The 22,177-nt window shown below is 66.3% G+C and carries 21 protein-coding genes; 7 read left to right on the top strand and 14 right to left on the bottom strand.

Annotated features, from left to right (window positions below; all coding sequences use genetic code 11):
* Positions 1 to 6 precede the first annotated feature (6 nt).
* From I0Q12_RS10555 to I0Q12_RS10535, 5 genes are read right to left on the bottom strand one after another with little or no spacing between them, the layout of a single operon-like run.
* Positions 7 to 1,173 (bottom strand): acyl-CoA dehydrogenase family protein, encoded by a 1,167-nt coding sequence (locus tag I0Q12_RS10555; protein ID WP_197251873.1) that lies wholly within the window; start codon positions 1,171 to 1,173, stop codon positions 7 to 9.
* Between the two features lie 22 nt (positions 1,174 to 1,195).
* A complete protein-coding gene (locus I0Q12_RS10550) occupies positions 1,196 to 2,872 on the bottom strand; it encodes an AMP-binding protein (protein WP_197251951.1) in 1,677 nt (558 codons plus the stop codon).
* Positions 2,872 to 3,897, bottom strand: a complete 1,026-nt coding sequence (locus I0Q12_RS10545; RefSeq protein WP_197251872.1) for an LLM class flavin-dependent oxidoreductase — start codon at positions 3,895 to 3,897, stop codon at positions 2,872 to 2,874. Before I0Q12_RS10545 ends, I0Q12_RS10550 begins: the two co-directional genes overlap by 1 nt.
* Before the next feature lie 27 nt (positions 3,898 to 3,924).
* Positions 3,925 to 4,698: an SDR family NAD(P)-dependent oxidoreductase gene (locus I0Q12_RS10540; protein ID WP_197251871.1), complete on the bottom strand. Its 774-nt coding sequence runs from the start codon at positions 4,696 to 4,698 to the stop codon at positions 3,925 to 3,927.
* A gap of 46 nt (positions 4,699 to 4,744) precedes the next feature.
* Positions 4,745 to 5,908, bottom strand: a complete 1,164-nt coding sequence (locus I0Q12_RS10535; RefSeq protein WP_197251870.1) for an acyl-CoA dehydrogenase family protein — start codon at positions 5,906 to 5,908, stop codon at positions 4,745 to 4,747.
* Positions 5,909 to 6,088: 180 nt separating this feature from the next.
* On the opposite strand from I0Q12_RS10535, the gene I0Q12_RS10530 reads away from it, so the two are divergent.
* The 4 genes from I0Q12_RS10530 (at position 6,089) to I0Q12_RS10515 (ending at position 9,448) form a co-directional block, all read left to right on the top strand.
* A complete protein-coding gene (locus tag I0Q12_RS10530; protein ID WP_197251869.1) occupies positions 6,089 to 6,610 on the top strand; it encodes a nuclear transport factor 2 family protein in 522 nt (173 codons plus the stop codon).
* Between the two features lie 101 nt (positions 6,611 to 6,711).
* Positions 6,712 to 7,890, top strand: a complete 1,179-nt coding sequence (locus tag I0Q12_RS10525) for a thiolase family protein (protein WP_197251868.1) — start codon at positions 6,712 to 6,714, stop codon at positions 7,888 to 7,890.
* 20 nt (positions 7,891 to 7,910) lie between these two features.
* Positions 7,911 to 8,675, top strand: coding sequence for an SDR family NAD(P)-dependent oxidoreductase (locus tag I0Q12_RS10520; protein ID WP_197251867.1), 765 nt, complete (start codon positions 7,911 to 7,913; stop codon positions 8,673 to 8,675).
* Positions 8,676 to 8,683: 8 nt separating this feature from the next.
* Positions 8,684 to 9,448, top strand: a complete 765-nt coding sequence (locus tag I0Q12_RS10515) for a crotonase/enoyl-CoA hydratase family protein (protein ID WP_197251866.1) — start codon at positions 8,684 to 8,686, stop codon at positions 9,446 to 9,448.
* 72 nt (positions 9,449 to 9,520) lie between these two features.
* Here the strand turns inward: I0Q12_RS10515 and I0Q12_RS10510 are convergent, their stop codons facing one another.
* The 9 genes from I0Q12_RS10510 to I0Q12_RS10470 all read right to left on the bottom strand — a co-directional run bounded on the left by I0Q12_RS10510 (position 9,521) and on the right by I0Q12_RS10470 (position 18,315).
* Positions 9,521 to 10,678, bottom strand: a complete 1,158-nt coding sequence (locus I0Q12_RS10510; RefSeq protein WP_231610416.1) for an ABC transporter substrate-binding protein — start codon at positions 10,676 to 10,678, stop codon at positions 9,521 to 9,523.
* Between the two features lie 6 nt (positions 10,679 to 10,684).
* Positions 10,685 to 11,422: an ABC transporter ATP-binding protein gene (locus tag I0Q12_RS10505; protein ID WP_197251865.1), complete on the bottom strand. Its 738-nt coding sequence runs from the start codon at positions 11,420 to 11,422 to the stop codon at positions 10,685 to 10,687.
* Positions 11,406 to 12,224: an ABC transporter ATP-binding protein gene (locus I0Q12_RS10500; protein WP_197251864.1), complete on the bottom strand. Its 819-nt coding sequence runs from the start codon at positions 12,222 to 12,224 to the stop codon at positions 11,406 to 11,408. Before I0Q12_RS10500 ends, I0Q12_RS10505 begins: the two co-directional genes overlap by 17 nt.
* Complete coding sequence (locus I0Q12_RS10495) at positions 12,221 to 13,207, bottom strand: branched-chain amino acid ABC transporter permease (RefSeq protein WP_197251863.1); 987 nt, start codon at positions 13,205 to 13,207, stop codon at positions 12,221 to 12,223. The genes I0Q12_RS10500 and I0Q12_RS10495 overlap by 4 nt, the downstream gene beginning before the upstream one ends.
* Positions 13,204 to 14,094, bottom strand: a complete 891-nt coding sequence (locus tag I0Q12_RS10490) for a branched-chain amino acid ABC transporter permease (RefSeq protein ID WP_197251862.1) — start codon at positions 14,092 to 14,094, stop codon at positions 13,204 to 13,206. Before I0Q12_RS10490 ends, I0Q12_RS10495 begins: the two co-directional genes overlap by 4 nt.
* Positions 14,095 to 14,187: 93 nt before the next feature.
* Complete coding sequence (locus I0Q12_RS10485; RefSeq protein WP_197251861.1) at positions 14,188 to 15,369, bottom strand: ABC transporter substrate-binding protein; 1,182 nt, start codon at positions 15,367 to 15,369, stop codon at positions 14,188 to 14,190.
* Positions 15,370 to 15,474: 105 nt separating this feature from the next.
* Positions 15,475 to 16,728 carry an MFS transporter gene (locus I0Q12_RS10480; protein WP_197251860.1) on the bottom strand — a complete coding sequence of 418 codons (1,254 nt, stop codon included), beginning with the start codon at positions 16,726 to 16,728 and terminating at the stop codon, positions 15,475 to 15,477.
* The gene (gene fdxA, locus I0Q12_RS10475; protein WP_197251859.1) at positions 16,725 to 17,042 is read right to left on the bottom strand and encodes a ferredoxin; all 318 of its coding nucleotides are present in this window, start codon (positions 17,040 to 17,042) and stop codon (positions 16,725 to 16,727) included. Before fdxA ends, I0Q12_RS10480 begins: the two co-directional genes overlap by 4 nt.
* Positions 17,043 to 17,088: 46 nt before the next feature.
* On the bottom strand, positions 17,089 to 18,315 hold the full coding sequence (locus tag I0Q12_RS10470) for an MFS transporter (protein WP_197251858.1): 1,227 nt from the start codon (positions 18,313 to 18,315) through the stop codon (positions 17,089 to 17,091).
* A gap of 336 nt (positions 18,316 to 18,651) precedes the next feature.
* Here I0Q12_RS10470 and benA point away from each other — a divergent pair, with 336 nt between their 5' ends.
* From benA to benC, 3 genes are all read left to right on the top strand, one after another.
* Positions 18,652 to 20,025, top strand: a complete 1,374-nt coding sequence (gene benA / locus I0Q12_RS10465; protein ID WP_197251857.1) for a benzoate 1,2-dioxygenase large subunit — start codon at positions 18,652 to 18,654, stop codon at positions 20,023 to 20,025.
* Between the two features lie 13 nt (positions 20,026 to 20,038).
* Positions 20,039 to 20,542 (top strand): benzoate 1,2-dioxygenase small subunit, encoded by a 504-nt coding sequence (gene benB, locus I0Q12_RS10460; RefSeq protein ID WP_197251856.1) that lies wholly within the window; start codon positions 20,039 to 20,041, stop codon positions 20,540 to 20,542.
* Between the two features lie 31 nt (positions 20,543 to 20,573).
* The coding region (gene benC / locus I0Q12_RS10455; RefSeq protein WP_231610415.1) for a benzoate 1,2-dioxygenase electron transfer component BenC at positions 20,574 to 22,177 on the top strand (1,604 nt) is incomplete at its 3' end.

Below are 22,177 nucleotides of genomic sequence, written 5' to 3'. Positions count from 1 at the left end.
GTCCTCCTAGTAGCTGCGGGGCAGGCCGAGCACGTGTTCGGCGGTGTAGTTGAGAACCATTTCCTGACTGATCGGCGCGATCCGCATGAGCCGCGCTTCGCGGAAGTACCGCTCGACGTGGAACTCCTTGCCGTAGCCGAAACCACCGTGCGTCTGCAGTGCGACGTCGGCGGCGTAGAAGCCGGCCTCCGCGCACAGGAACTTCGCGGCGTTCGCCTCGCGACCGCACGGCAGCCCCTGGTCGACCATCCACGTGGCCTTGTCCAGCACCGCCTGGGCCGCGTCCAGGCGGATCCGGGCCTCCGCGAGCTGGAAGGCGATGCCCTGGTTCTGTCCGATCGGGCGACCGAAGACCTCACGCTGCTTGGCGTAGTCGACGCCCCGGCGCAGCGCGGCCTCACCGATGCCGAGTGCGGCGTTCGAGGCGATCACGCGTTCGGCGTTGAGACCACCGAGGATCGTGCGGAAACCGTGGCCGACCTCGCCGACGACGTCCTCGTCGGCGACGAACAGCTCGTCGATGAACAGTTCGTTGGTGTCGACCGCATTGCGGCCCATCTTCGGGATCGGCCGGATCTGCACCTTGTCCCGGTCCATCTCGGCGAACATCAGCGTCATGCCGGCGGTGCGCTTGGCGTTCTCGTCGCGCGGGCTCGTGCGGCACAGCAGGAGCATGCGCTCGGCCTCCTGTGCCTTCGTGATCCACACCTTCTTGCCGGACACGAGCCACCCTCCGTCGACCTTCTTCGCGAAGGTGCGGATGTTGGTCGTGTCGGTGCCGGCGTCGGGTTCGGTGACGGCGAACGACGTGTGCAGCTCACCGGTGACGACGCGCGGCAGGTACTTGCGCTTCATCTCCTCGGAACCGTGGTGGATGATCGGCTCGAATCCGAAGATGCCGATGTGGACCGCGCTGCATCCGCCCATGCCCGCACCCGAAGCGGCGATCTCACGTTCGACGATCGCGGCCTCGGTGACGCCGAGGCCTCCGCCGCCGTATTCCTCCGGCACCGTGAGGCCCATCCAGCCGCCGTCGGCCATCGCGTTGTAGAACTCCCACGGGAACTCGTGGGATTCGTCGTGTTCGGCCCAGTACTCGTCGGGGAATCGCTTGCACAGCTCGCGAATTCCCTTTCTGATCTCTTCGTGGGTCTCGTTGGGGGTGAAGTCCATCTCGAAAAGCCTTCCTCGGCTGTCAGACCGCCTGCACCGTGGCGCGGTCGGTGTCACGAACCGCGGTGCGGTCGTACGTATCGGGGGTGACGCCCTCTTCGCGCAGGGCGGCCTTGCGCACCTTCTCGGACGGCGTCTTGGGCAGTTCGTTCACGAAGCGCAGGTAGCGGGGGATCGCGAAGGCCGGCACCCGGCCGTCGCACCACGAGAGAATCTCCTGGGGATCGGGAGTCCCGTTGCCGTTGCACACGACGGTGGCGAGCACTTCGTCCTCACCGCCCTCGACGTCCGCCGGCACACCGATCACCGCGCATTCGACGACCGCCGGGTGGCCCAGCACCGCCTGCTCGATCTCGTACGAACTGATGTTCTCGCCCCGGCGGCGCAGCGCGTCCTTGTAGCGGTCCACGAAGTAGAACCAGCCGTGCTCGTCCTTCTTCAGTGCATCGCCGGTGTGGAACCACAGGTTGCGCCACACTTCGAGTGTCTTCTCGGGCATATTGTAGTAGCCCATGCTGCAGGTCCAGGGCTGGACCGGGCGGACCACGAGTTCACCGACCTCTCCGATCTCGACCTCTCGGTCGGTTTCCGGATCGACCAAGCGGATGTCGAACCATTGTGACGCGGCAAGCCCCGCAGCGCCCGGCGGACGCGGCACACCGTAGGGGGCGATGATCGGCGCGCACGTCTCGGTCAGCCCGAACGCGTCGACGAACGCTTCGATGCCGTAGCGCTTCTTGAAGTCCTCGACGATGGAGCTCGCCGTCGGCGCAGCGTAGACGCACCGAAGCTGGTTGTCGAGGTCGTTGTCACGCGGCGGCTGCTTCCAGGCGAAGTCCATCATCACACCGACGAAGTTGGTGACGGTGACGCCGTCGTCGCGCACGTGGTCGATCCATCGGCTCGCGCTGAACTTCGGGCGCACCACCGCCCGCGCGCCGGCGATCAGCGCCGGGTACACGGCCATGAACTGGGCGTTGCCGTGGAACAGCGGCGTCGTAGTGAGGTACGTGTCGTCCTTCGTCAGCCGGGTGAAGCAGACGACCTCCTGGGCGAAGAAGTAGAGCTGGGAATGGGGCATGGCCACGCCCTTGGACGGGCCGGTGGTGCCCGACGTGAAGAAGATCGCGCCGAGTTCCTCGGGCGCCGCCTGCGGCAGGTCCGCGATCTCACCGGTTTCGAGCGTCTCCCACTCGTCGGCTTCCCAGCCGTGCGACCTCAGGAGTTCGATTGCTGCACTGCGATTTCCGCTCGCATCGTCGATGACCCAGAACTTCTCGATACCCCGCGCGTGTTCGGCGATCGCGACGAACCGCTGCGCATAGGCGGCGTCGATCACGGCCCACCGAGGCTCGACGGTGACGACCTGATGGCGCAGGAACTCGCCCTCGTAGTTGGTGTTGATGGGCACCTCGACCAGGTTGCCGACCGCGGCCGCGAACCAGGTCCGCACCAGTCGCGACGAGTTCTGCGCCATGATCACGACGCGGTCGCCCGCGTCGGCGCCGTCCCGGTACCACTGGCTCGCGATCGTCTCGGCCGACCTGAGCATTTGCGCGTAGGTGAACCGGCAATTCTCGTCCGGGGTCACCAAGAACTCCGAATCCGGCTGGGATGCAGCGTATGTCCTCAGCACGTGATCGAGAGTCCAGGTCTCGGGATCCGGGAACGTGGGCTGGAGATCGGTGTAGGTCTGCATCATGTCAACTCTCGGTTCGGGGGAATCGCAGTGATCGAGGGGACCACTTCCTTGCCGAGTCGAGCGATGGCGGCGATCGTCTCGTCCGCGTCCATCGTCGGCCACTGCGGTCGCATCAGCAGCGGATCGACAGGAAGTGTGGTCACGAGATCGGTGAGCTGCGCGACGACCTGTTCGGGATCGCCGACGACGGCGTGGCCCGACACCGCCTTCGCGAACTCGTTCTCGAGATCCGTCCCCTTCATGACGTCGAGTCCCTTGTTCATGTAGGTGAGGTAGCGGCCCTGCGCCACCCGCGCGTACTCCTGCATCGCCTGCTCACGGGTATCGGCGACGAGCACATTGCGGCGCAGCGGCTGCGGGGCGAACTCCTTGCCGCGCTCGGCGAACAGGTCGCGGACGACGCGGAATCGCTCGAGGACTTCCTCTTTCGGGGTCTCCGGCGGAGTCGCGTAGGCGTCGCCGTACTTTCCTGCACGACGCACGCCGGCCATGGCGTGCGCTCCGATCCAGATCGGCGGGTGCGGGTCCTGCACCGGACGCAGATGCGGCTTGACACCCTCGAGCTGGAAGTACTTGCCCTGGAAGGAGACTTCGTCTTCCGTCCACAGCTTCTTCATGACCTGGAGCGACTCGTCGAAGCGCCCCGCCCGTTCCTTGAAAGGGATTCCGAGGTAGTCGAACTCCTCGGGACGGTATCCGAGGCCCGCACCGAAGATCAGGCGACCTTCCGTGACCACGTCGAGGGTCGCGATCTCCTCCGCGAGCATCACCGGGTGGTACAGCGGCGCAATCATGATCTGCGTGACGAGCTTGACGTTCGGCTCGACGTGCGCGGCCAGTCGCGCCAGCAGCGGTACCGGCTGCAACCATCGCAGGTCCCCGTACAGGAAATGCTGTCCGATGGCGATATAGGTGAACCCGTTCTCCTGTGCCGCGTCGACGATGCGCAGGACATCCTTGAACTGCTGGGCAGGACTGACCGATTTCGGTACATCGCTGAGCAGTAATCCGACCTGAACCATTGTGCCGCTCCTCCCGTTAGCCCAGCGTTACTGTGCGGTGAGTCCGCCGTCGACCGGGATGGTCGTGCCGGTGATGTAGCTTGCGTCGTCGCTGTTGAGGAATGCGATCACCGAAGCGATCTCCTCGGGTTGCGCACCGCGCCCGAGCGGAATGGTCGCGACGAAGTCCTTGGTGAGCGCCGAGACGTCCGCCCCGGCCTCGCGCCCGAAGAACTGCGACAGCATCGGCGTGACCACCTGGCCCGGGCAGATCACGTTCACGCGGATCCCGTCCTTCGCACCGACCAGCGCGAGCGAGCGAGCGAACGGGACGAGGGAGCCCTTCGTCATCGAATAGATCGGGCTGAAGGGGGAGCCGATCAGCGCGGACGTCGACGACGTCAGCGTGATCGAACCCTTGCCCTGGGCCTTCTTCAGCAGATCGAAGCCGAGCGTCGTGGAGTAGTAGGCGCTCTTCACGTTGACCGCGATGTTCTTCTCCCAGTCCGCATCGTCGATGTCGATGCCGCCGGGGCCGGGCATTCCCACCTGGGCGTGCAGCGCGTGGAGCACGCCGTGCTCGGCATCGATCTTTCCGAACAGGGCGCGGAGGTCGTCCTTGTTCGTGGCATCGACCCGGATGGGGGTGGCCTGGCCTCCGTCGGCCCGGATCTCGTCGGCGACGGTGATCGCGCCGTCTTCGGACAGGTCGGCGACGTAGACGTGACCGCCCTCCTTCGCGATCCGATGGCTGATCGCGCGGCCCATTCCCGAGCCACCACCGACGATGGCGGCGATGCGCCCTTCGTATCGACCCAACATGTCGTTCACCTCGTCCTTCACAGAAGCTTGTGGTTGCTTGTCGTCTTCAGGACCGCTGATTGAAGGTGCGGCCCAGCAATTCGGATACGATTCGGGTGCGCTGCATCGTGGGCGTTCCCCCTGCGAGCGCCCACCCGTGTGAATCCCGGTGCAGGCGTTCGATTCCGAATTCTTCGGTGTACCCGTTTCCGCCGTGCAGCTGGATCGCCATGTCCGTCACGCGCTTCGCCATCTCGTTGGCGGTGCACTTGGCGAGGGAGACCTCCAGCGGGTCGGGGAGCCCGTCCCCCATGTTGGCCACTGCCCGGTCGCGGAGCAGTCGCGCGGCCTCGACCTGCAGGACCATGTCCGCCAAAGTCATCTGGACGGACTGGAACTCGACCAGCGGCTTACCGAACTGGTAGCGCTCCTGCACGTAGGCGACGGTGCGGTCGAGCGCTTCCTGGCCGATCGCCAGGCTCATGGTGGTGTTGCCGAGACGCTCGATGGTGAAGGCACCGAACAGCTTCTTGAAGCCGCCGGCCTCGGCGACCACGTTCTCCTCGGGCACGAGGACGTCGTCGTAGAAGATGTCGGCGGAAGGGATGCCACGGAAACCCATGAGCTTCTCTCGGGCCCCGAAGGACATTCCGGGCCGGTCGGCCTCCACGAGTACTGCGCCGATACCCTTCGAGCCGGGCGCGTCGCTCAGCTTGCAGTAGGTGAGGTAGACGTCGGCCTCGCTGCCGTTGGAGATCCAGCGCTTCATCCCGTTCACCACCACCCCGTCGTCGGTGCGGACCGCCTTGGTGGTCATGTCGGTGGCGGCGGAACCCGCGTCGGGTTCGGAGATGGCGACGGCCATCGTGATCTCGCCGGCGACGATCCCGGGCAGGAACGCTTTCTTCTGCTGCTCGGTGCCCATGAGGGCGATTACCTGGGCGGGACCGGTGTTGGATTCGAAGATCTGGAATGCGGCAGGACGGCAGACCTTGGCGAACTCCTCGATCACCGCGAGGGCGTGCGACAGCGGCGCTCCCGCCCCGCCGTACTCCTCCGGCAACGAGATTCCCAGATAGCCCAGCTCACCGAGGAAACGGCGCTCTTCGTGCGGAAACGCGGTGCGGTCGAGGTCCCATTGAGCCGCCTTCGGCGCGTAACGCTCGCGGGCAACCTTCGCGGCGGCTGCACGGATCTCGCGGAGTTCGTCCTCCACCCCTGGATTCCACATGGGGCCACCTTTCCTGTTCATCATTAACCTAGAGATTGAGGTCGATGTGGTCAAGGTCACTCACGCCGACGAGTGGATACTAACCATGATAATGATTAAGACGCAATCGCTGGAGTTCCGACACGTCGTGCCGTCCGCGCCGAAACCCCTCCGGACCCAGCGCTCACCTCGGAGGACCCCATGCCGAACGACTTCGACCCCGAACAACTCGGCGCGCTCACCCGCCGGATAGAACGACTCGAGGATCGCGCCCGGATCCAGGATCTGATCGCGGCGTACGCCATCGCGGTCGACGACCGGGACCTCGAGACCGTGGTCTCGATGTTCACCGAGGACGCCGAATTCGTTCGCGCCGGCTCGGCCTCCCGGGGCAGGGACGCGATCCGCAGCTTCTACAGCGAGGCCATGAACCGCTACGCGCTCACGCTGCACCAACCGCTGAGCGACCAGATCAGCCTCGACGGCGATCGCGCCCGCGGAATACTCACCGGCCGCGCGGAACTCGCGCTCGACGGCACGCTCGTACTGGCGTCCTACCGGTACGCCGACGAGTACGTCCGCAGCGAGGAGGGCTGGCTCTTCGCCCGCCGCGACCTGCGCTTCCTGTATGCCGTACCCATCGACGACATGAACGACGGCGTCTGCGCGACCGAGCGCATCCGCTGGCCTGGGACGCCTCCGCGCATCGGAGATTTCCTGTAGGCACCGCCGATCACCCAGGTGTTGTGACACATGCCATATCCAGCGCATGATGTGATCTATACTAACCATCATTATTAATTCTCCATTCGGGAGGCTCACCCATGACCCGTGCCGTGATCGTTGATGCCGTCCGCTCCCCCGTGGGCAAGGGCAGACCCACCGGTACCCTCGCCGGGACGCACCCCAACGACCTGCTCGCCGCCGTGCTCTCCGGCCTGGTTTCCCGCAACGACCTCGATCCCGGATCGATCGACGACGTGATCGTCGGCTGCGTCAACCAGTCGGGCGAACAGTCCGCGACGCCCGGCCGTCAGGCACTGCTGGCAGCCGGCTTCCCCGAACACGTGCCCTCGGTGACCGTCGAGCGCAAGTGCGGTTCCGGTCAGCAGGCCGTGGACTTCGCGGTCCAGGGCATCGTCTCCGGCGCATACGAGATCGCCGTCGCCGCCGGCGTCGAATCCATGAGCCGGGTGCCCATGGGCTCCGCCGCGATGGGCAAGGACCCGCACGGCAGCGGCGTGCGCGACCGCTTTCCCGGGCTGGTGCCGCAAGGGATCGCGGCCGAACTCGTCGCCCGGAAGTGGGCGCTGAGCCGCACCGAACTGGACGACTACGCCGCGCGCTCGCACGAGCGCGCCGCCCGCGCGCAGCGCGAGGGCTGGTTCGATTCCGAGATCGTGCCCATCGTGACCCCGAACGGGACCGTGTCGGCGGACGAGACGATCCGTGAGGGCACCACCGCGGACGCCCTGGCGGGACTGCGCCCGGCGTTCGCGTCCGACGAGTGGCGCACCCGGTTCCCCGATCTCGACTGGAAGGTCACGGCGGGCAACTCCTCGCAGATCTCCGACGGAGCGTCCGCCCTGCTGATCATGTCGGAGGAGCGGGCCCGTGCACTCGGCCTTCGTCCGCGGGCGGTGATACGTGCCTCCGCGGTGGTCGGCGACGACCCGACTCTGATGCTCACCGGTCCCATTCCCGCCACCGAGAAGGTGCTGCACCGGGCCGGGCTGTCGGTGCGGGATATCGATGCATTCGAGGTCAACGAGGCCTTCGCGTCGGTTCCCCTGGCCTGGCAGCGCGAGATGGGTGTCGCGGACGAAGTGCTCAATCCCGTCGGCGGCGCCATCGCCCTCGGTCACCCGCTCGGCGCATCCGGGGCGCGTCTGATGACGTCCCTGCTCGCGCATCTGGAGCGGATCGACGGGCGCTACGGACTCCAGACCATGTGCGAGGCGGGCGGAATGGCCAACGCCACGGTCCTCGAACGAATCCGATAACCGAACGAACAGGAGCCAACATGGACATGACACACGGATCCGCCGTCGTCACGGGAGGGGCCTCGGGCCTCGGCCTGGCCACGGTCGAGCGGTTCGTCGCACAGGGCACACCGACGGTGATCGTCGACCTGCCGACTTCGGACGGCGAGGTGGTCGCGAAGTCACTGGGCGATCTCGCGGTGTTCGCGCCGGCCGACGTCACGGACCCGGATGCGGTCGACCGCGCACTCGACGCCGCCGAGGCACTCGCGCCGATCCGGGCGGTCGTTCACTGCGCCGGCCGCGGCGGCACCGTTCGCGTCGTCGAGAAGGACGGCGCACCCGGTTCGCTCGACCTCTACGAGAATCTGATCCGGATCAATCTGATCGGTTCGTTCAACGTCCTGCGCCTGGCCGCCGCCCGGATGGTGCGCAACGAGCCCGTGGACGGCGAACGCGGCGTCGTGATCCTGACGGCGTCGGTGGCGGCCTGGGAAGGCCAGATCGGGCAGATCCCCTACGCGTCCGCCAAGGCCGGCGTGGTCGGCATGACCCTCGTCGCCGCTCGGGACCTCGCCCGAAAGCTGGTGCGGGTCAACAGCATCGCACCGGGCACCTTCGATACACCCATCCTGTCCCGGTTCTCGCAGGAGATCCGTGACGGTCTCGCCGCCCAGACCCCGCATCCGTCGCGTCTCGGGCAGCCGGACGAGTACGCCAAGCTCGCACTGTCGATCGTCGACAACGCCATGATCAACGGCGAGACGATCCGGATCGACGGTGCCATCCGCATGCAGCCGCGTTAGGAGCAGAGATGAACACACCGGTTCACGTCGAACAGTCCGACGGCGTCCAGATCATCACGATCAACCGTCCCGAAGTCCGTAATGCGATCAACACCGAGACTGCCGTGGCCATCGCCGCCGCGCTCGACGAGCTCGACAAACGTGACGATCTCGTCGCCGGTGTCATCACCGGCGCCGGCAAGACCTTCTGCACGGGAATGGATCTCAAAGCATTCCTGGCGGGCGAACGGCCCTCGGTGGAGGGCAGGGGATTCGCCGGTATCACCGAGAAGTCTCCCGCCAAGCCGCTGATCGCCGCGGTGGAAGGGCACGCGGTCGCCGGCGGATTCGAGATCGTGCTGGCGTGCGATCTCATCGTGGCCTCCGAGACCGCGGTATTCGGGCTACCCGAGGTCAAGCGTGGCCTGCTCGCCGGCGGTGGTGGTCTGTTGCGGTTGCCCCGCCGCGTCCCCCACCAGCTGGCCGTCGAGTGGTGCCTCACCGGCGAGTTCGTGTCCGCCGCCACCGCCTACGACGCGAAACTGCTCAACCGGCTCGTTCCCGAAGGAACAGCCTTGGAGGAGGCCCTGCAGCTGGCCCGGACCATCGCAAAGAACGGCCCGCTCGCACTGCGTGCGACCAAGGAGATCATCGCGCAGGCGCGGGACTGGTCGAACGCCGAGGAATTCGATCGGATGCGCGAGATCTACGAGCCCGTGCGTTCGTCGCAAGACGCCAAGGAGGGCGCACTCGCGTTCAAGGAGAAGCGCGAGCCGGTCTGGCAGGGACGCTGATCCGAAGCACCGCCGTAAGCGAAAGGGTCCCCCGAGAATCTTCTCGGGGGACCCTTTTCGGTAGGAGGGCAGTCAGATCTTCGCTGGTTCCATCAACACGATCTCGCGTGTGCCGTTCCACTCGATCAGCACGCCCGGCGTGCGCATGTCGTGGCCTTCGAAACCGATCGAGCCCTGGGCACCCTCGAAACCGTTCTCGAGGACGATTTCGAGACCGCGCTGGATGTCCTCCCGGGACGCGCCCCCGGCGGCCTTGACGGCGTGCGCCAGCATCCACGCCGCGTCGTATCCTTCGGCGGCATAGTTGACCGGGTCCTCGCCGTACTTCGCGCGGTAGGCGGCGACGAATGCCTGCGACGACGGGAACGGCTGGTCGACGGTGAAGTTCGTCGTCCAGAACATGCCGGCCCCGTCCGCCCCGGCCGGGACGAGGTTGTTGGTGCCCGCTCCGGTCTGGCCCAGAACCGGTCCGGCGTATCCGGCCTGCCTCAACTGGCGCATCGCGGTGGCGTTCTGGGCACCCACAAGGAGGAAGGCGACCGCATCGGGTTGCTCCGCTGCGATTTTCGACGCGGACGTCGCGAAGTCCTGCGTGGAGTTCTGCACCGACGTCGCCGACACGATCTCGAAGCCGTACTTCGCCTGCCCCTCGACGAGGTTCTTCTCCGCCATCTGGGCGAGAGCCGGATTACCCGCGTTGTACAGCACGCTCAGCCGCTTGACGCCGAGTTGCTGGAGGTGTGCCATCGACGTCGCCACGTGGGTGGTCTGCGGCGGGGTCGCCCGGAACGTGTAGTCGCCGATCAGCACACCGTTGCTCGCCGACTGGGTGTAGATCGTCGGCAGCCCCGACCGCTCCGCGAGCGGTGAGATCGCGATCGCCTGCGCACTCGAGATGCCCCCGATCATGGCGCTGACGGAACGGTCGGCCGTCGCTTCGACGGCCTGGCTCACCGCAGTCTGCGTATCGCTCGCGGCGTCGCGGCTTCGCAACGCGAACCGCGACCCACCGAGGTAGTTCTGTTCGTTGATCTGATCGACCGCCAGCTCGATCCCGCGGAACTGCGGCTGACCGCCGAAGGCCGTCAATCCCGTTTTGTCCGTGACGGATACGATCTTGATCTCGGTGGGCATCTCACCGTTCGCAACCGGACCGCCGCCGGAACCGCACGCGGTGGTGCCGAACAGGCCGGCGATCGCGAGCACTGCGACCGACAATCGTCTCTTCATGATCTTTCAGCTCTCGATTCCACTGTCGGACCCGGTCAGCGCCGCCTCGCCGAGGAATGCCGACACGACCGAGGAATGCCTGCGGGCCTCCTGCACAGGCCCCGAATAGACCGACTCACCCCGGTTGACCACGACCACGTCGTCGGCGATCTTCATCCCGGCCTCGGCGTTCTGCTCGACCATGAGCACGCCGATGCCTTGATCTGCGATCGCACGGACGCTGTCCATGACGCGGTCGACCACGGCCGGAGCGAGCCCCATGGACGGTTCGTCCATCAGGATGTAGGAGGGCTGGGACATGAGGCTGCGACCGAACGCGAGCATCTGCTGCTCACCGCCGCTGAGCAGACCGGCCGGGCCGTCCTGCCGCTCCTCGAGAATGGGAAACATCCCGAATGCCCGTCGCATCGATTCCTCGCGGTCCTTCTTCGACGCGATCAGGCCCCCGACCTTCAGGTTCTCGGCCACGGTCAGCGACGAGAAGACCCTGCGGCCCTCCGGTACCAGAGACACACCGCGAGCGAGGATCCGGTGCGCCGGCCACCCCACGACGGACTCACCGTCGACCAGGATCTCCCCAGAGGTGGGTGCGTTCAATCCGGCGACCGTGCGCAAGGTCGTGGTCTTGCCGGCGCCGTTCGCGCCGAGCACCAGGGTGACGCGACCCGGGTGCGCGGTCACCGACACACCGCGGACCGCACTGACCTTGCCGTAGTCGACGTGGAGATCACGAATCTCGATCATCGTTGTCCTGCTTTCCGAGATAGGCCTCGCGCACCGCCGGATCACGAACGACATCCGACGGTGTGCCCGACGCGATCAGGCGTCCGGAGTTCATGGCGAAGAGGTGATCGCAGACGTCCACCATCATCTGCACGTCGTGCTCGACGATGAGCTGGGTGAGCCCCTCCGACCGCAGATCGGCCATCAACTTGCCGATCTCCTCCCGTTCGAAGCGGTTCATTCCCGCAGTGGGTTCGTCGAGCAGCAGCAGCTTCGGGGACATCACGATCGCCCGGGCGATCTCGACGCGGCGCTGGAGACCGTAGGACAACTGTCCCGGAAGGAGATTCTCCTTGCCGTCCAGCCCGGTCCGCTCGAGTGCCGTCGCCACCGCGGAATCGGCCGCGTCGCGGTCCGTGCTGTCGGGGCGACGCCACCACGAGTGCGAACCGGCGATCAGATCGTGGCCGAGCTGCACGTTCTCACGGACCGTGAGGTCGTCGAGCAGCCGGACGGTCTGGAAGGTCCGGCCGATTCCGAGTCGCGCGACAGCCTCCGGGCGGACACGCGAGTAGTCCTGTCCTTCGAACCGGAGAGTTCCGCGCGTGAGCGGGGTCAGACGCGTGATCGCGCCGAGCAGTGTGCTCTTACCGGATCCGTTGGGGCCCAGGATCCCCGAGATCCTTCCGCGCGCGAGACCGAGGGTGATGCCGTCGACCGCTTTGATACCGCCGAAATGAACGGCGAGGTCGTCCAGTGTCAGCACCTCGCTCCCGGCGGGGCTCGACGGGTCCGGCTGCGGCCGGGTGAGTTCCGTGGTCATCGGGAATCTCCTGACGTGGTCGTCGGTGCGCCGGAGGACGCCAGTTCGGCTTGGAGCTCCGCTGCGTCTTCGGCATCCTTCTCCGCGGCGCGGGCCTCGAGCAGTTCCTCCGACTCGAGCGCGTCGGCGTTCAGGCGGGCCGACCGGCGGCGGTACAGGTCCGTGACGATTCCGGTGATGCCGCCGGGCATGAAGATCGCGGCGATCGCGACGATCACGCCGTAGACGATGCTCTGGTAGGTGCCGACCTGTTCGAGCACGACGGGCAGCCAGGTGAAGATCAGAGCACCGATGAGGACACCGATCCACGAGCGCGACCCGCCGACGATGATGATGGTCAGCGCCAGCACGATCAGCGGGAACCCGATGTTCTCCGGGGCGATTGCGGTCATCATGAGGATGTTCAGTCCCCCGCCGAGTGCACCCAGGACACCGCTGAGCACGAACGACACCTTGCGGTAGCGGGCGACGTTGATGCCCATCGCGGAGGCCAGCTCGGGGTCTTCGCGGACCGCTTCGATCCGCCGGCCCATGGCGCCGCGTTCGCTGACGATCATCGCCGCGACCACGACGGCGCACACCACGGCGAGATGCGGGACGGAGATCTCGACGGGGGTCAGCACCCCGAACAATCCGACGGAACCGCCGGTAAGGGTGCCGCCGTTGTGGGCCACGACCGTCACGATCATCACGAACGCGACGGTCGCCATGGCCAGGTAGAGCCCGCTGAGTCGCTGCACGACGAGCGAGAGCAGGTAGCCGACGACGGCACAGATCACGACGATTGCCGCGAGCGCCGACAGTGCTCCGAAATCGTAGTGCAGCACGAGGATTGCGACACCGTACGAGCCCATTCCGTAGAACGCCGCGCCGGCGAACGAGAACACTCCCATCCGGAACTGGATCTGAATGCTCAGGGCGAGAAGCAATACCGTGAACGTGCTCTGGATGAGCACGATGTTGGAGAAGTAGAAGTCGCTCATACCCGTCGCACCTCCTTCTTTCCGAAGATTCCCTGCGGGCGCAGGAGCAGCACGGCGAGGATCAGGCCGAAGCCGACGGCGTCGACCCACCCGCCACCGGTGTAGCGCAGGACGAGCACCTCGGAGAACGCCAGGATCATCGCGCCGAGCGCGGCGCCGCCGGTGCTGCCGACTCCGCCGAGGATGATGATGGCGAACGCCTTGATCAGCAGCGTTTCCCCGCTCTCGGCGGTGATCGCGCCGAGGTTGAAGGTGAGCAGCGCACCGGCGAGGCCCGCGAGACCACCCGAGATCGCCATGGTCAGCAACGACAGCTGCCGGCGCTTGACGCCCATGAGCTCGGCGGTTTCGGGGTCCACACCGATTGCACGAAGTGCAAGTCCGTGACTGGTGTTCTTGAGCCAGTACGAGATCGAGACCGTCAGCACGAGCGCGCAGCCGAGAACGACCAGACCGGTACTCGACAGCCGCATACCTCCGAAGGTGTGCACCGTCGTCTCGTAACTGCTGTGCAGGAAGCCGAAAGGCTCACTGAGTGTGTACACCTGCACGATGGCTACGGGAATCGTGCCGATGCCGATACCGCCGATGAGGATCTGGAGTTCGGCTGTGCGCTGGTTCTTCGCCCTCCGGAGGATGGGCTGGAAGGCCAGAACATCGATCGCCGCCGACACCGTCGCGCCGACCACCGCAGAGATGACACAGATCGCGACCAGGCCCAGTTCGACATGGGAGACGATCTGTGACGCCACGAACGCGGAGAACATGAAGATCCCGCCGTGGGCGAAGTTCAGGATGTCGATCGTGCCCCAGGAGATGCTCATCCCCAGGCAGAACAACAGATAGATGGACCCGAGTACGGCCGCATCGATCATCAATTGAGACATGGCGCCGTTTCCTTCGAACTCGTTGACGCTGAGGCTTTCTCGGAATGAGCGTGCATTCGGTGCACGCCCTCGACCCGCACGGTTGCGACCGCGTCACTCGGCAACATCGGAACCCTCGACCAGAACTTCCTCGGTGCCGGTCCACTCGACCAGCACGCCCTCGACCCGCATGTCGTTGCCCTCGAACGTCACCGGTCCGAGCGCACCGTCGAAGCCCTCGCCTACGACCTGCTCGAGGCCACGCTGGATGTCCTCGCGAGAGGCCCCGCCGGAGTTCTTCACCGCGTGCGCCAGCATCCAGGTCGCGTCGTAGCCCTCGGCGGCGTAGTTGAGCGGGTTCTCACCGTTGTACTTCGCCCGGTAGGCCTCGACGAACGCCGCCGACGACGGTGCGGTCTGGTGGAAGCTGAAGTCGGTGGCCCAGTACATTCCGGCCCCCGCCGCGCCTGCGGGCGCGAGGTTTCCGGCGCCTGCGGCCGGATTACCGACGACGGGCCCGGTGTACCCGGCCTGCCGGAGCTGGGACATGGCAGTGGAATTGCCCGCACCGACCAGCAGGACGATGACGGCGTCGGGTTTCTCGCCGGCGATACGCGTTGCGGTGGTGCTGAAGTCCTGGGTGGTCGCCTGCACCGCGGTGCTGGAGAGAATCTTGTATCCGTACTCGGCCTGCCCGTCCGGGATCGTGTGCTCACCGAGTCCGGCAAGGGTGACGTTGCCGGCGTTGTACAGCACACTCACCGTGCCGACCCCCTGGTCCCGCAACCGCTCGAGCGCCTTGACGAAATAGGTTTCCATCGGAGCCGTCGCCCGGTAGGTGTAGTCGCCGATGACCACTCCCTCGCTCCCGGACTGGGTGAAGACGGTCGGCAGCTTGGCCCGTTCGACCAGGGGCGCGATCGCGACCGCGTGAGCGCTGAGAACCGGCCCGAGCAGCGCGCTGACGCTTCGGTCCGTCAGCGCCTCCGTGGTCTGGCTGACGGCGGTTTGGGTATCGCTCGCCGAATCCCTCTTCTCCAAGAGGAATTCGGTGTCTCCGAGGTAGTCCTGCGCGTTGATCTCATCGATGGCGAGCTCGATGCCCTTCAACTGGCTGCTACCGACGTATGCGGTGGTTCCGGTCTGGTCGGTGACCGACACGACCTTGACCTGGTCCGGTAGATCACCGTCCGAAACCGTTCCTCCCGCTCCGGATCCGCAACCGGCGAGAACCAGGGCTGCGGCCCCGATTCCGGCAAAGATCCGAACACGGTACCCGCGATCGACTCGACTCATGACTCCCCTTTCGGGACGAATGATGTGCATCATTATTCGTGATTGGAATCACACTAAGGTGACGCATCCGAAATGTCCACAGGAGAAAACGGGAACGCGGTCCGGTCAGCGCTCGGCCACGAGAGTTGCCTGCATACGGTCGGTTCGGGTGACGGCCCAATGCTTCCGGCCGAATGCGAAGACGGCCGCGCAGAAGGCCCCGAACAGAAGAACCGCGATCGAGGTGCCCCAGGCGTATCCGATGCCGGAGGACACCGCCCCCGCGAGGAGAATCACCGACGCCGCGAAGCCGTAGGACGTACACGCATACAAGGAGGTAGCCCTGCCCTGCTCGACCGGTGTCGCTCCGGTCGTGAGGAGCGTGAGCCCCTTCGCGTACGCGAATCCCTGCCCGATCCCCCACAGCAGGCAACCCGCCAGAACCGGGAGCAACCGTCCGGAGAGGGTACCGGCGGCGAGAACGACACTGCCGGAACCCAACAGGACGAGCGACTGGGGTGCGGACGGTGTCCGTCCGACGGCCCGTCCGACGTACGGGGCGACCCAGGCCACGACCAGCAAGACGATCCCACCCAGGACCCCCGTGAGAAGCAGATCGGACTGCAGGCCACTTCTGAGCGCGGGCGGGAGGACTCCCACGGCGATGCCGCCGACGGTCCACCCTGCCGCACCGAGGCCGTACGCCGCGAGTCTGCCGCGCGGAGAGACCGTTTCCCCGGGATCCTCGTCCGGGCTCCGCTCCGCGGATTCCACGAGGCTTGCGGCGTCGCGTATTCGAGTGCGATTCCACCACAGCACCCCCAGGAGCAGGATCTCGCACACAGCGAGGGCAACAGCGTGGACTCGATAGACCAGCACGGTGGGATCCCGGAAGAACTCGGCGACGACCGCCGCCGCGATGAGGCCGATCAGGGAGCCGCCGATCGCCCCGGTGGCCGCGAGCGTCCGGCCGGCGTCCCCGCGAGCCGTCACGGCGAGGGTCGCCGCGGAACCCGTGGCCGCTCCCACGCAGATGCCCGTGAACGCCCGGCCCAGAAACAGCAGCGGAGGCGAGTCGCTTCCGAGCCACAGCGCGACGTCGCCCAGGATGCCGACGAGCACGGCCGCCGGCAGGACGATCTGCACGTGGCGGCCGAGCGTCGTCCGGTTCATCACGAGGAACATCGAGATCAAGGCCCCGAAGTAGGTCACGAACAGCGCCGCGAGCGCGAACGGGGACATTCCGAGCCGCTCCTCGTACAGCGGCAGCAGCGGTCCGGGAATGTTGGAACCGACCACGGTCAGCGCGAACGTGAGCGCAACGACGCCACCCAGGGCCCCGGCGGATCGCGCCCCCGACCGCCCGGAAGGCACGGTCACGCTCGCACGGGACGCGTTTTCACCAGTGGCGGATCGAATTCGGTGCGCCCGATCTTCGACGCTCCGCCCGGTGATCCGATCTCGGCGAAGAACTCGTAGTTCGCCGCGATGTAGCCCGAATGCTCCTCGGGTACATCTTCTTCGAAGAAGATCGCCTCGACCGGGCACACCGGTTCACACGCGCCGCAGTCCACGCATTCGTCCGGATTGATGTACATCATCCGTCCGCCCTCGTAGATGCAGTCGACCGGGCACTCCTCGATGCAGGCCTTGTCCAGGATATCGACGCAGGGCTCGGTAACGATGTAGGTCATCGCGGGCTCCTCTGTTTCCCACCGGCAATGTCGCTCATAATCATATTCATCTATTATGTGATGTCAACGACATCGAGGACGTCAGCCGGTCGACCGTTCGCCGACGTCGGACGACGAGCACCAGGGCGGCGAGGACGCACAGGAAGAAGAACGTGCAGAAGACGTAACTCGCTGCAAGAAGGCCGAACTCGTCGGCAAGCACACCCATGCCGAGAATCCCCACACCAACCGTCCCGTAGCCCGCGAGCCACACGAGTGCCGTGACCTCCGCTCCGCGGCCCGCCGGAGCGCATGCCCGGGCAAGTTGCAGTCCCGCGAGTTGCGCGAGGCTCTGCCCGAGGCCTGCCGCCAGCGCGGCCGCGACGATCACGGGAACCGACTCCACGCCGACGGCGACGGCGATGAGCACCGCCGCGAGGAGGGAGATCACCAAACCCACACGCGCGACCCGGTAGGTACTCATTCGCCTCGCGAGGATCTGACTCCCCGCCCCCGCCCCGAAGACCATGAACGAGACGGCACCGGCCAGGAGTCGGGTGTCGTTGCCGAGGAGATCGGAGATCATGGCCGGCCCCAGCGAAATGAACAACCCCGCGAGCGCGAAGGGGCTGCCTGCCACTGCCATCGCCATGACCACGACGGATCCGGTTCCGGCGGGAAGCTTCGGCCATTCCATCAGCCGACCTCCGGGTGGGAGGTCCGGACGCCCACTCGTTCGCGAAACCGGTACCGCCACGACGACCAGCGGAACCGCCAGGAGGACGAACACCAGGCTCGTGGGCGCCGAGACGGAGTCGGCGAGCGCACCCGCGAGCAGCGGACCCACCGCAGACCCGGCCACGGGCGCGACGCTCGCGTACAGCGCCGCACGCGTCTGCCCCTCCGGGCCGCAGAGATCCGCGATGGCCGCGCCACCTGCCGCACCGAACGCGCCGGACGCGACTCCGATGAGAAAACGCCCCGATTCCAGCCAGAGCGGTGTGCGGGCGAGGGCGAACAACGCGCACGCCACCACGGCGAGCACGAGCGCGGGCAGAAGCACCGATCGATGCCCCACCCGGTCGGCGACCCGCCCCCCGAGCAGCAAGGAGACGATCGCCCCGACGATGTAACTGATGAAGATCAGCGACACGGTGGTCTGGGAGAATCCCATCTCGCGTTGCCACAAGACATAGAGCGGAGCGGGAGCATTGCTCACCGTGAAGACCGAGAAGATCGCCACCATGATCCACTCGGGGCGGACCGAGGGTCTCGCCGCCGTCGTCGCAACCATCCCCAAATCCACACCAATCATTATCAGTGATACTTCTCAGCACTCTTGCACACTCGATGCAGCTGCGCGCGGGCTTCGGACCTCCGCACGAGCGCGGGGCAGGCAGGGTCGACCCTTCCGGCCCTGGGTGCGGGTCTTCCGGTGCACACATACACCGCGGTGCCGCGAGAGTCCTTGGGCCCCCGATCCACAGGTCCTAGGCACCCCTAGGCATTTACCCGGTGTGACCGGAGACACAGGGTGGCATCGTGGAGGCATCACGGCACAGTCCGCCCCGACCGGCACCGAGCCGGACTTCGCATCGCCTCCCCGGCACGACGCCACATTGGAGTTCCTATGACCGACACCATCGACCACGTGCGTTCCCACCTCGACGACGCCCTCGTCGAGGACGCGGCGAGCGGCCGCTACCAGGTGCGGCGCGACATCTTCACCGACGAAGAGATCTTCGAGATGGAGATGAAGCACATCTTCGAGGGCAACTGGGTGTACCTCGCGCACGAGAGCCAGGTGCCCAACGCCGGGGACTACTTCACCACCTACATCGGCCGCCAGCCCGTCGTGATCACCCGCGACAAGGACGGCGAGCTGCACTGCCTCATCAATGCGTGCAGCCACCGCGGCGCGATGCTGTGCCGGCGCAAGACCGACAACCGGACCACGTTCACGTGCCCGTTCCACGGCTGGACGTTCCGCAACAACGGCAAGCTGCTCAAGGTCAAGGACCCCCGCGACGCCGGCTACCCGGAACAGTTCAACACCGACGGCAGCCACGACCTGACCCGTGTCGCCCGCTTCGGCAACTACCGCGGATTCCTGTTCGGCAGCCTCAACCCCGACGTCGACTCCCTCGAGGACCACCTCGGCGACACCACCAAGATCATCGACATGGTCGTGGACCAGTCCCCCGAGGGACTCGAGGTGCTGCGCGGCGCGTCCACCTACACCTACGACGGCAACTGGAAACTGCAGGCGGAGAACGGCGCCGACGGCTACCACGTGTCCGCGACGCACTGGAACTACGCGGCCACCACCGCCCGTCGCACGGCCGGGGAATCGGCCAACGAGACCCGGGCGATGGACGCCGGCACGTGGGGTAAGCAGGGCGGCGGCTACCACTCGTTCGAGAACGGCCACCTGCTGCTGTGGATGTGGTGGGGCAACCCGCAGGACCGCCCCCTCTACCCGCGCAAGGACGAGCTCGCCGCCGAGTTCGGGGAGAAGAAGGCCGAATTCATGGTCGGCGCGTCACGCAACCTGTGCCTGTACCCGAACGTGTATCTGATGGACCAGTTCTCGTCGCAGATCCGCCACTTCCGGCCGATCGCGGTGGACAAGACCGAGGTGACGATCTACTGCATCGCCCCCAAGGGTGAGTCCGCCGAGTCCCGCGCCAACCGGATCCGCCAGTACGAGGACTTCTTCAACGCGACGGGCATGGCGACCCCGGACGATCTCGAGGAGTTCCGGTCCTGCCAGAAGACCTACCTCGCGACCGCAGCACCGTGGAACGACATGAGCCGCGGCGCCACGCATGTGCTCAACGGCCCGGATCAGGTCGCGAAGGACCTGGGCATGACCAACGTGCTGTCGAGCGGCGTGAAGACCGAGGACGAGGGCCTCTACCCGATCCAGCACAGGTACTGGCTCGAGACGATGCGCAAGGCCGCCGAGGCCGAAGCCCGGTCCACCGCCGCGAACGAGCGCTGAGGGAAACGAAACAATGACCATTGCAACAGAATTGACGCAGACCGCGATCGAGCAGTTCCTCTACAAGGAAGCACGGTTGCTCGACGACCGCGAGTTCGAGAAGTGGCTCGAGTGCTACCACCCGCAGGCCGAGTACTGGATGCCCGCGTGGGACGACAACGGTGAACTCACCGAGGACCCGCAGCGCGAGATCTCGCTCGTGTACTACCCGAACCGCGGCGGGCTCGAGGACCGGGTGTTCCGCATCCGCACCGACCGCTCGTCGGCGACGTCGCTGCCCGAGCCCCGAACGGGCCACAACATCACCAACGTCGAGATCCTCGAGCGCCGCGGCACCGAGATCGACCTGCGCCACAACTGGTTCTCGCTGTACTACCGCTACAACACGACCGACACGTACTTCGGCACGAGCTTCGTCACCCTCGACGTGTCCGGACCCGAGCCGGTGATCCGGAAGAAGAAGATCGTCCTGAAGAACGACTACATCCACCACATCGTGGACGTCTACGTCGTCTGATCACCCCGATTCACGAAAGAAGGCACATGCCATGAGCTTTCAAGTGGCACTGAGCTTCGAGGACGGGGTCACCCGCTTCGTCAAGTGCGGCCCGAACGAGACGGTCGCGGACGCGTCGTACAAGGCGCGCATCAACATTCCCCTCGACTGCCGGGACGGCGCGTGCGGCACCTGCAAGGCGCTGTGCGAGTCCGGTAGCTACGACGGCGGCGACTACATCGAGGAAGCGCTGACCGACGACGAGGCCGAGCAGGGCTACTGCCTGCCCTGCCAGATGACACCGGAATCCGACCTGGTGCTGCAGATCGCGACGACCTCCGACGTCGCGAAGACCGCCGCCACGACGTACTCGGCGACGATCACCGACATCCGCCGGTTCTCGGACAGCACGATCGGTTTCAGTGTCGAGATCCCGAACCGCGACGATTTGGTGTTCCTGCCCGGCCAGTACGTGAACATCACGGTGCCCGGCACCGACCAGAGCCGCTCGTACTCGTTCAGCACCGGCCCGAACGACGAGCACCTGTCGTTCCTGGTCAAGATCACCGAAGGCGGACTGATGTCGGAATACCTGCGCGATCGCGCGCAGGTCGGCGACACCCTCGAGTTCACCGGACCGCTCGGCAGCTTCTTCCTGCGCGAACGCAAGCGCCCCGCGCTGCTGCTCGCCGGCGGCACCGGTCTGGCCCCGATCCTCGCGATCCTGGCGACGATGCAGGAACAGGGCAGCGACCTGCCCGTGCACCTGATCTACGGTGGCACCTTCGACCGCGACATCGTCGAACTCGACACCCTCGAGGGGTACACGAAGTCGCTGCCGAACTTCAGCTTCGACTACTGCGTCGCGGATCCCGACTCGGCAGCACCGAACAAGGGGTACGTCACCTCGCTGTTCGAGCCGAAGCATCTCAACGACGGCGACGTCGACGTGTACCTGTGCGGCCCGCCGCCGATGGTCGAGGCGGTGCGCACCCACTTCGGGAACGAGGGCGTCACCCCCGCCAACTTCTACTTCGAGAAGTTCAACAATTCCGCGGCCGGTTCCGACCAAGGTGCCGTGCAGGTCACCGAGCCCACCGACGCCGAGCGTGCCGCGGCCGAGAAGGCCTCCGCCGAAACCGGTCTGCCCGTCTCGCTCGGAGCCGCGAACCCCACCGTGGCGGACAACTACGAGATCGGCGAGGAGCACCCGCCCGTCGCGGAGTCCGATGCCCAGTTCGACGCCCGCATGGCACTCGAACTCGGCGCGCTCGAACTGACGATCGGCCGGCTCACCGACGCCCAGCTCGCCGAGTTCCGCTTCCTGGCCGAGGCATCGACCGCGTCGATCGAACGCGACCGGTTCACGGACGCCGCCGCGTTCACCGACACCAACGCGGCGTTCCACGAATTCCTGTTCCGCTGCTGCGGCAACCCGGTGCTGCTCGAGGCGTACAACCGGCTCGAGGTCACCCAGCTGATGCGCCGCGTGCTGCGCACCGCGCAGTGGGTGGACGAGCAGGTCCCCCACGACCACCTGAAGATCGTCAAGGCGTTCGAACGCGGAAACCGTGCCGCGGCACGCGATCTCATCGTCTCCCACGCCCAGCACGCGAAGGAGACCATGCGTCGCGCCATCGAGGACCACGAGAAGGC

The sequence above is a fragment of the Rhodococcus sp. CX genome, from assembly GCF_015865005.1.
In the GTDB taxonomy this organism is placed as follows: domain Bacteria; phylum Actinomycetota; class Actinomycetes; order Mycobacteriales; family Mycobacteriaceae; genus Rhodococcus.
Note: the sequence above shows the minus strand (reverse complement) of the source record. Positions and strands in the feature narration are given on the sequence as shown.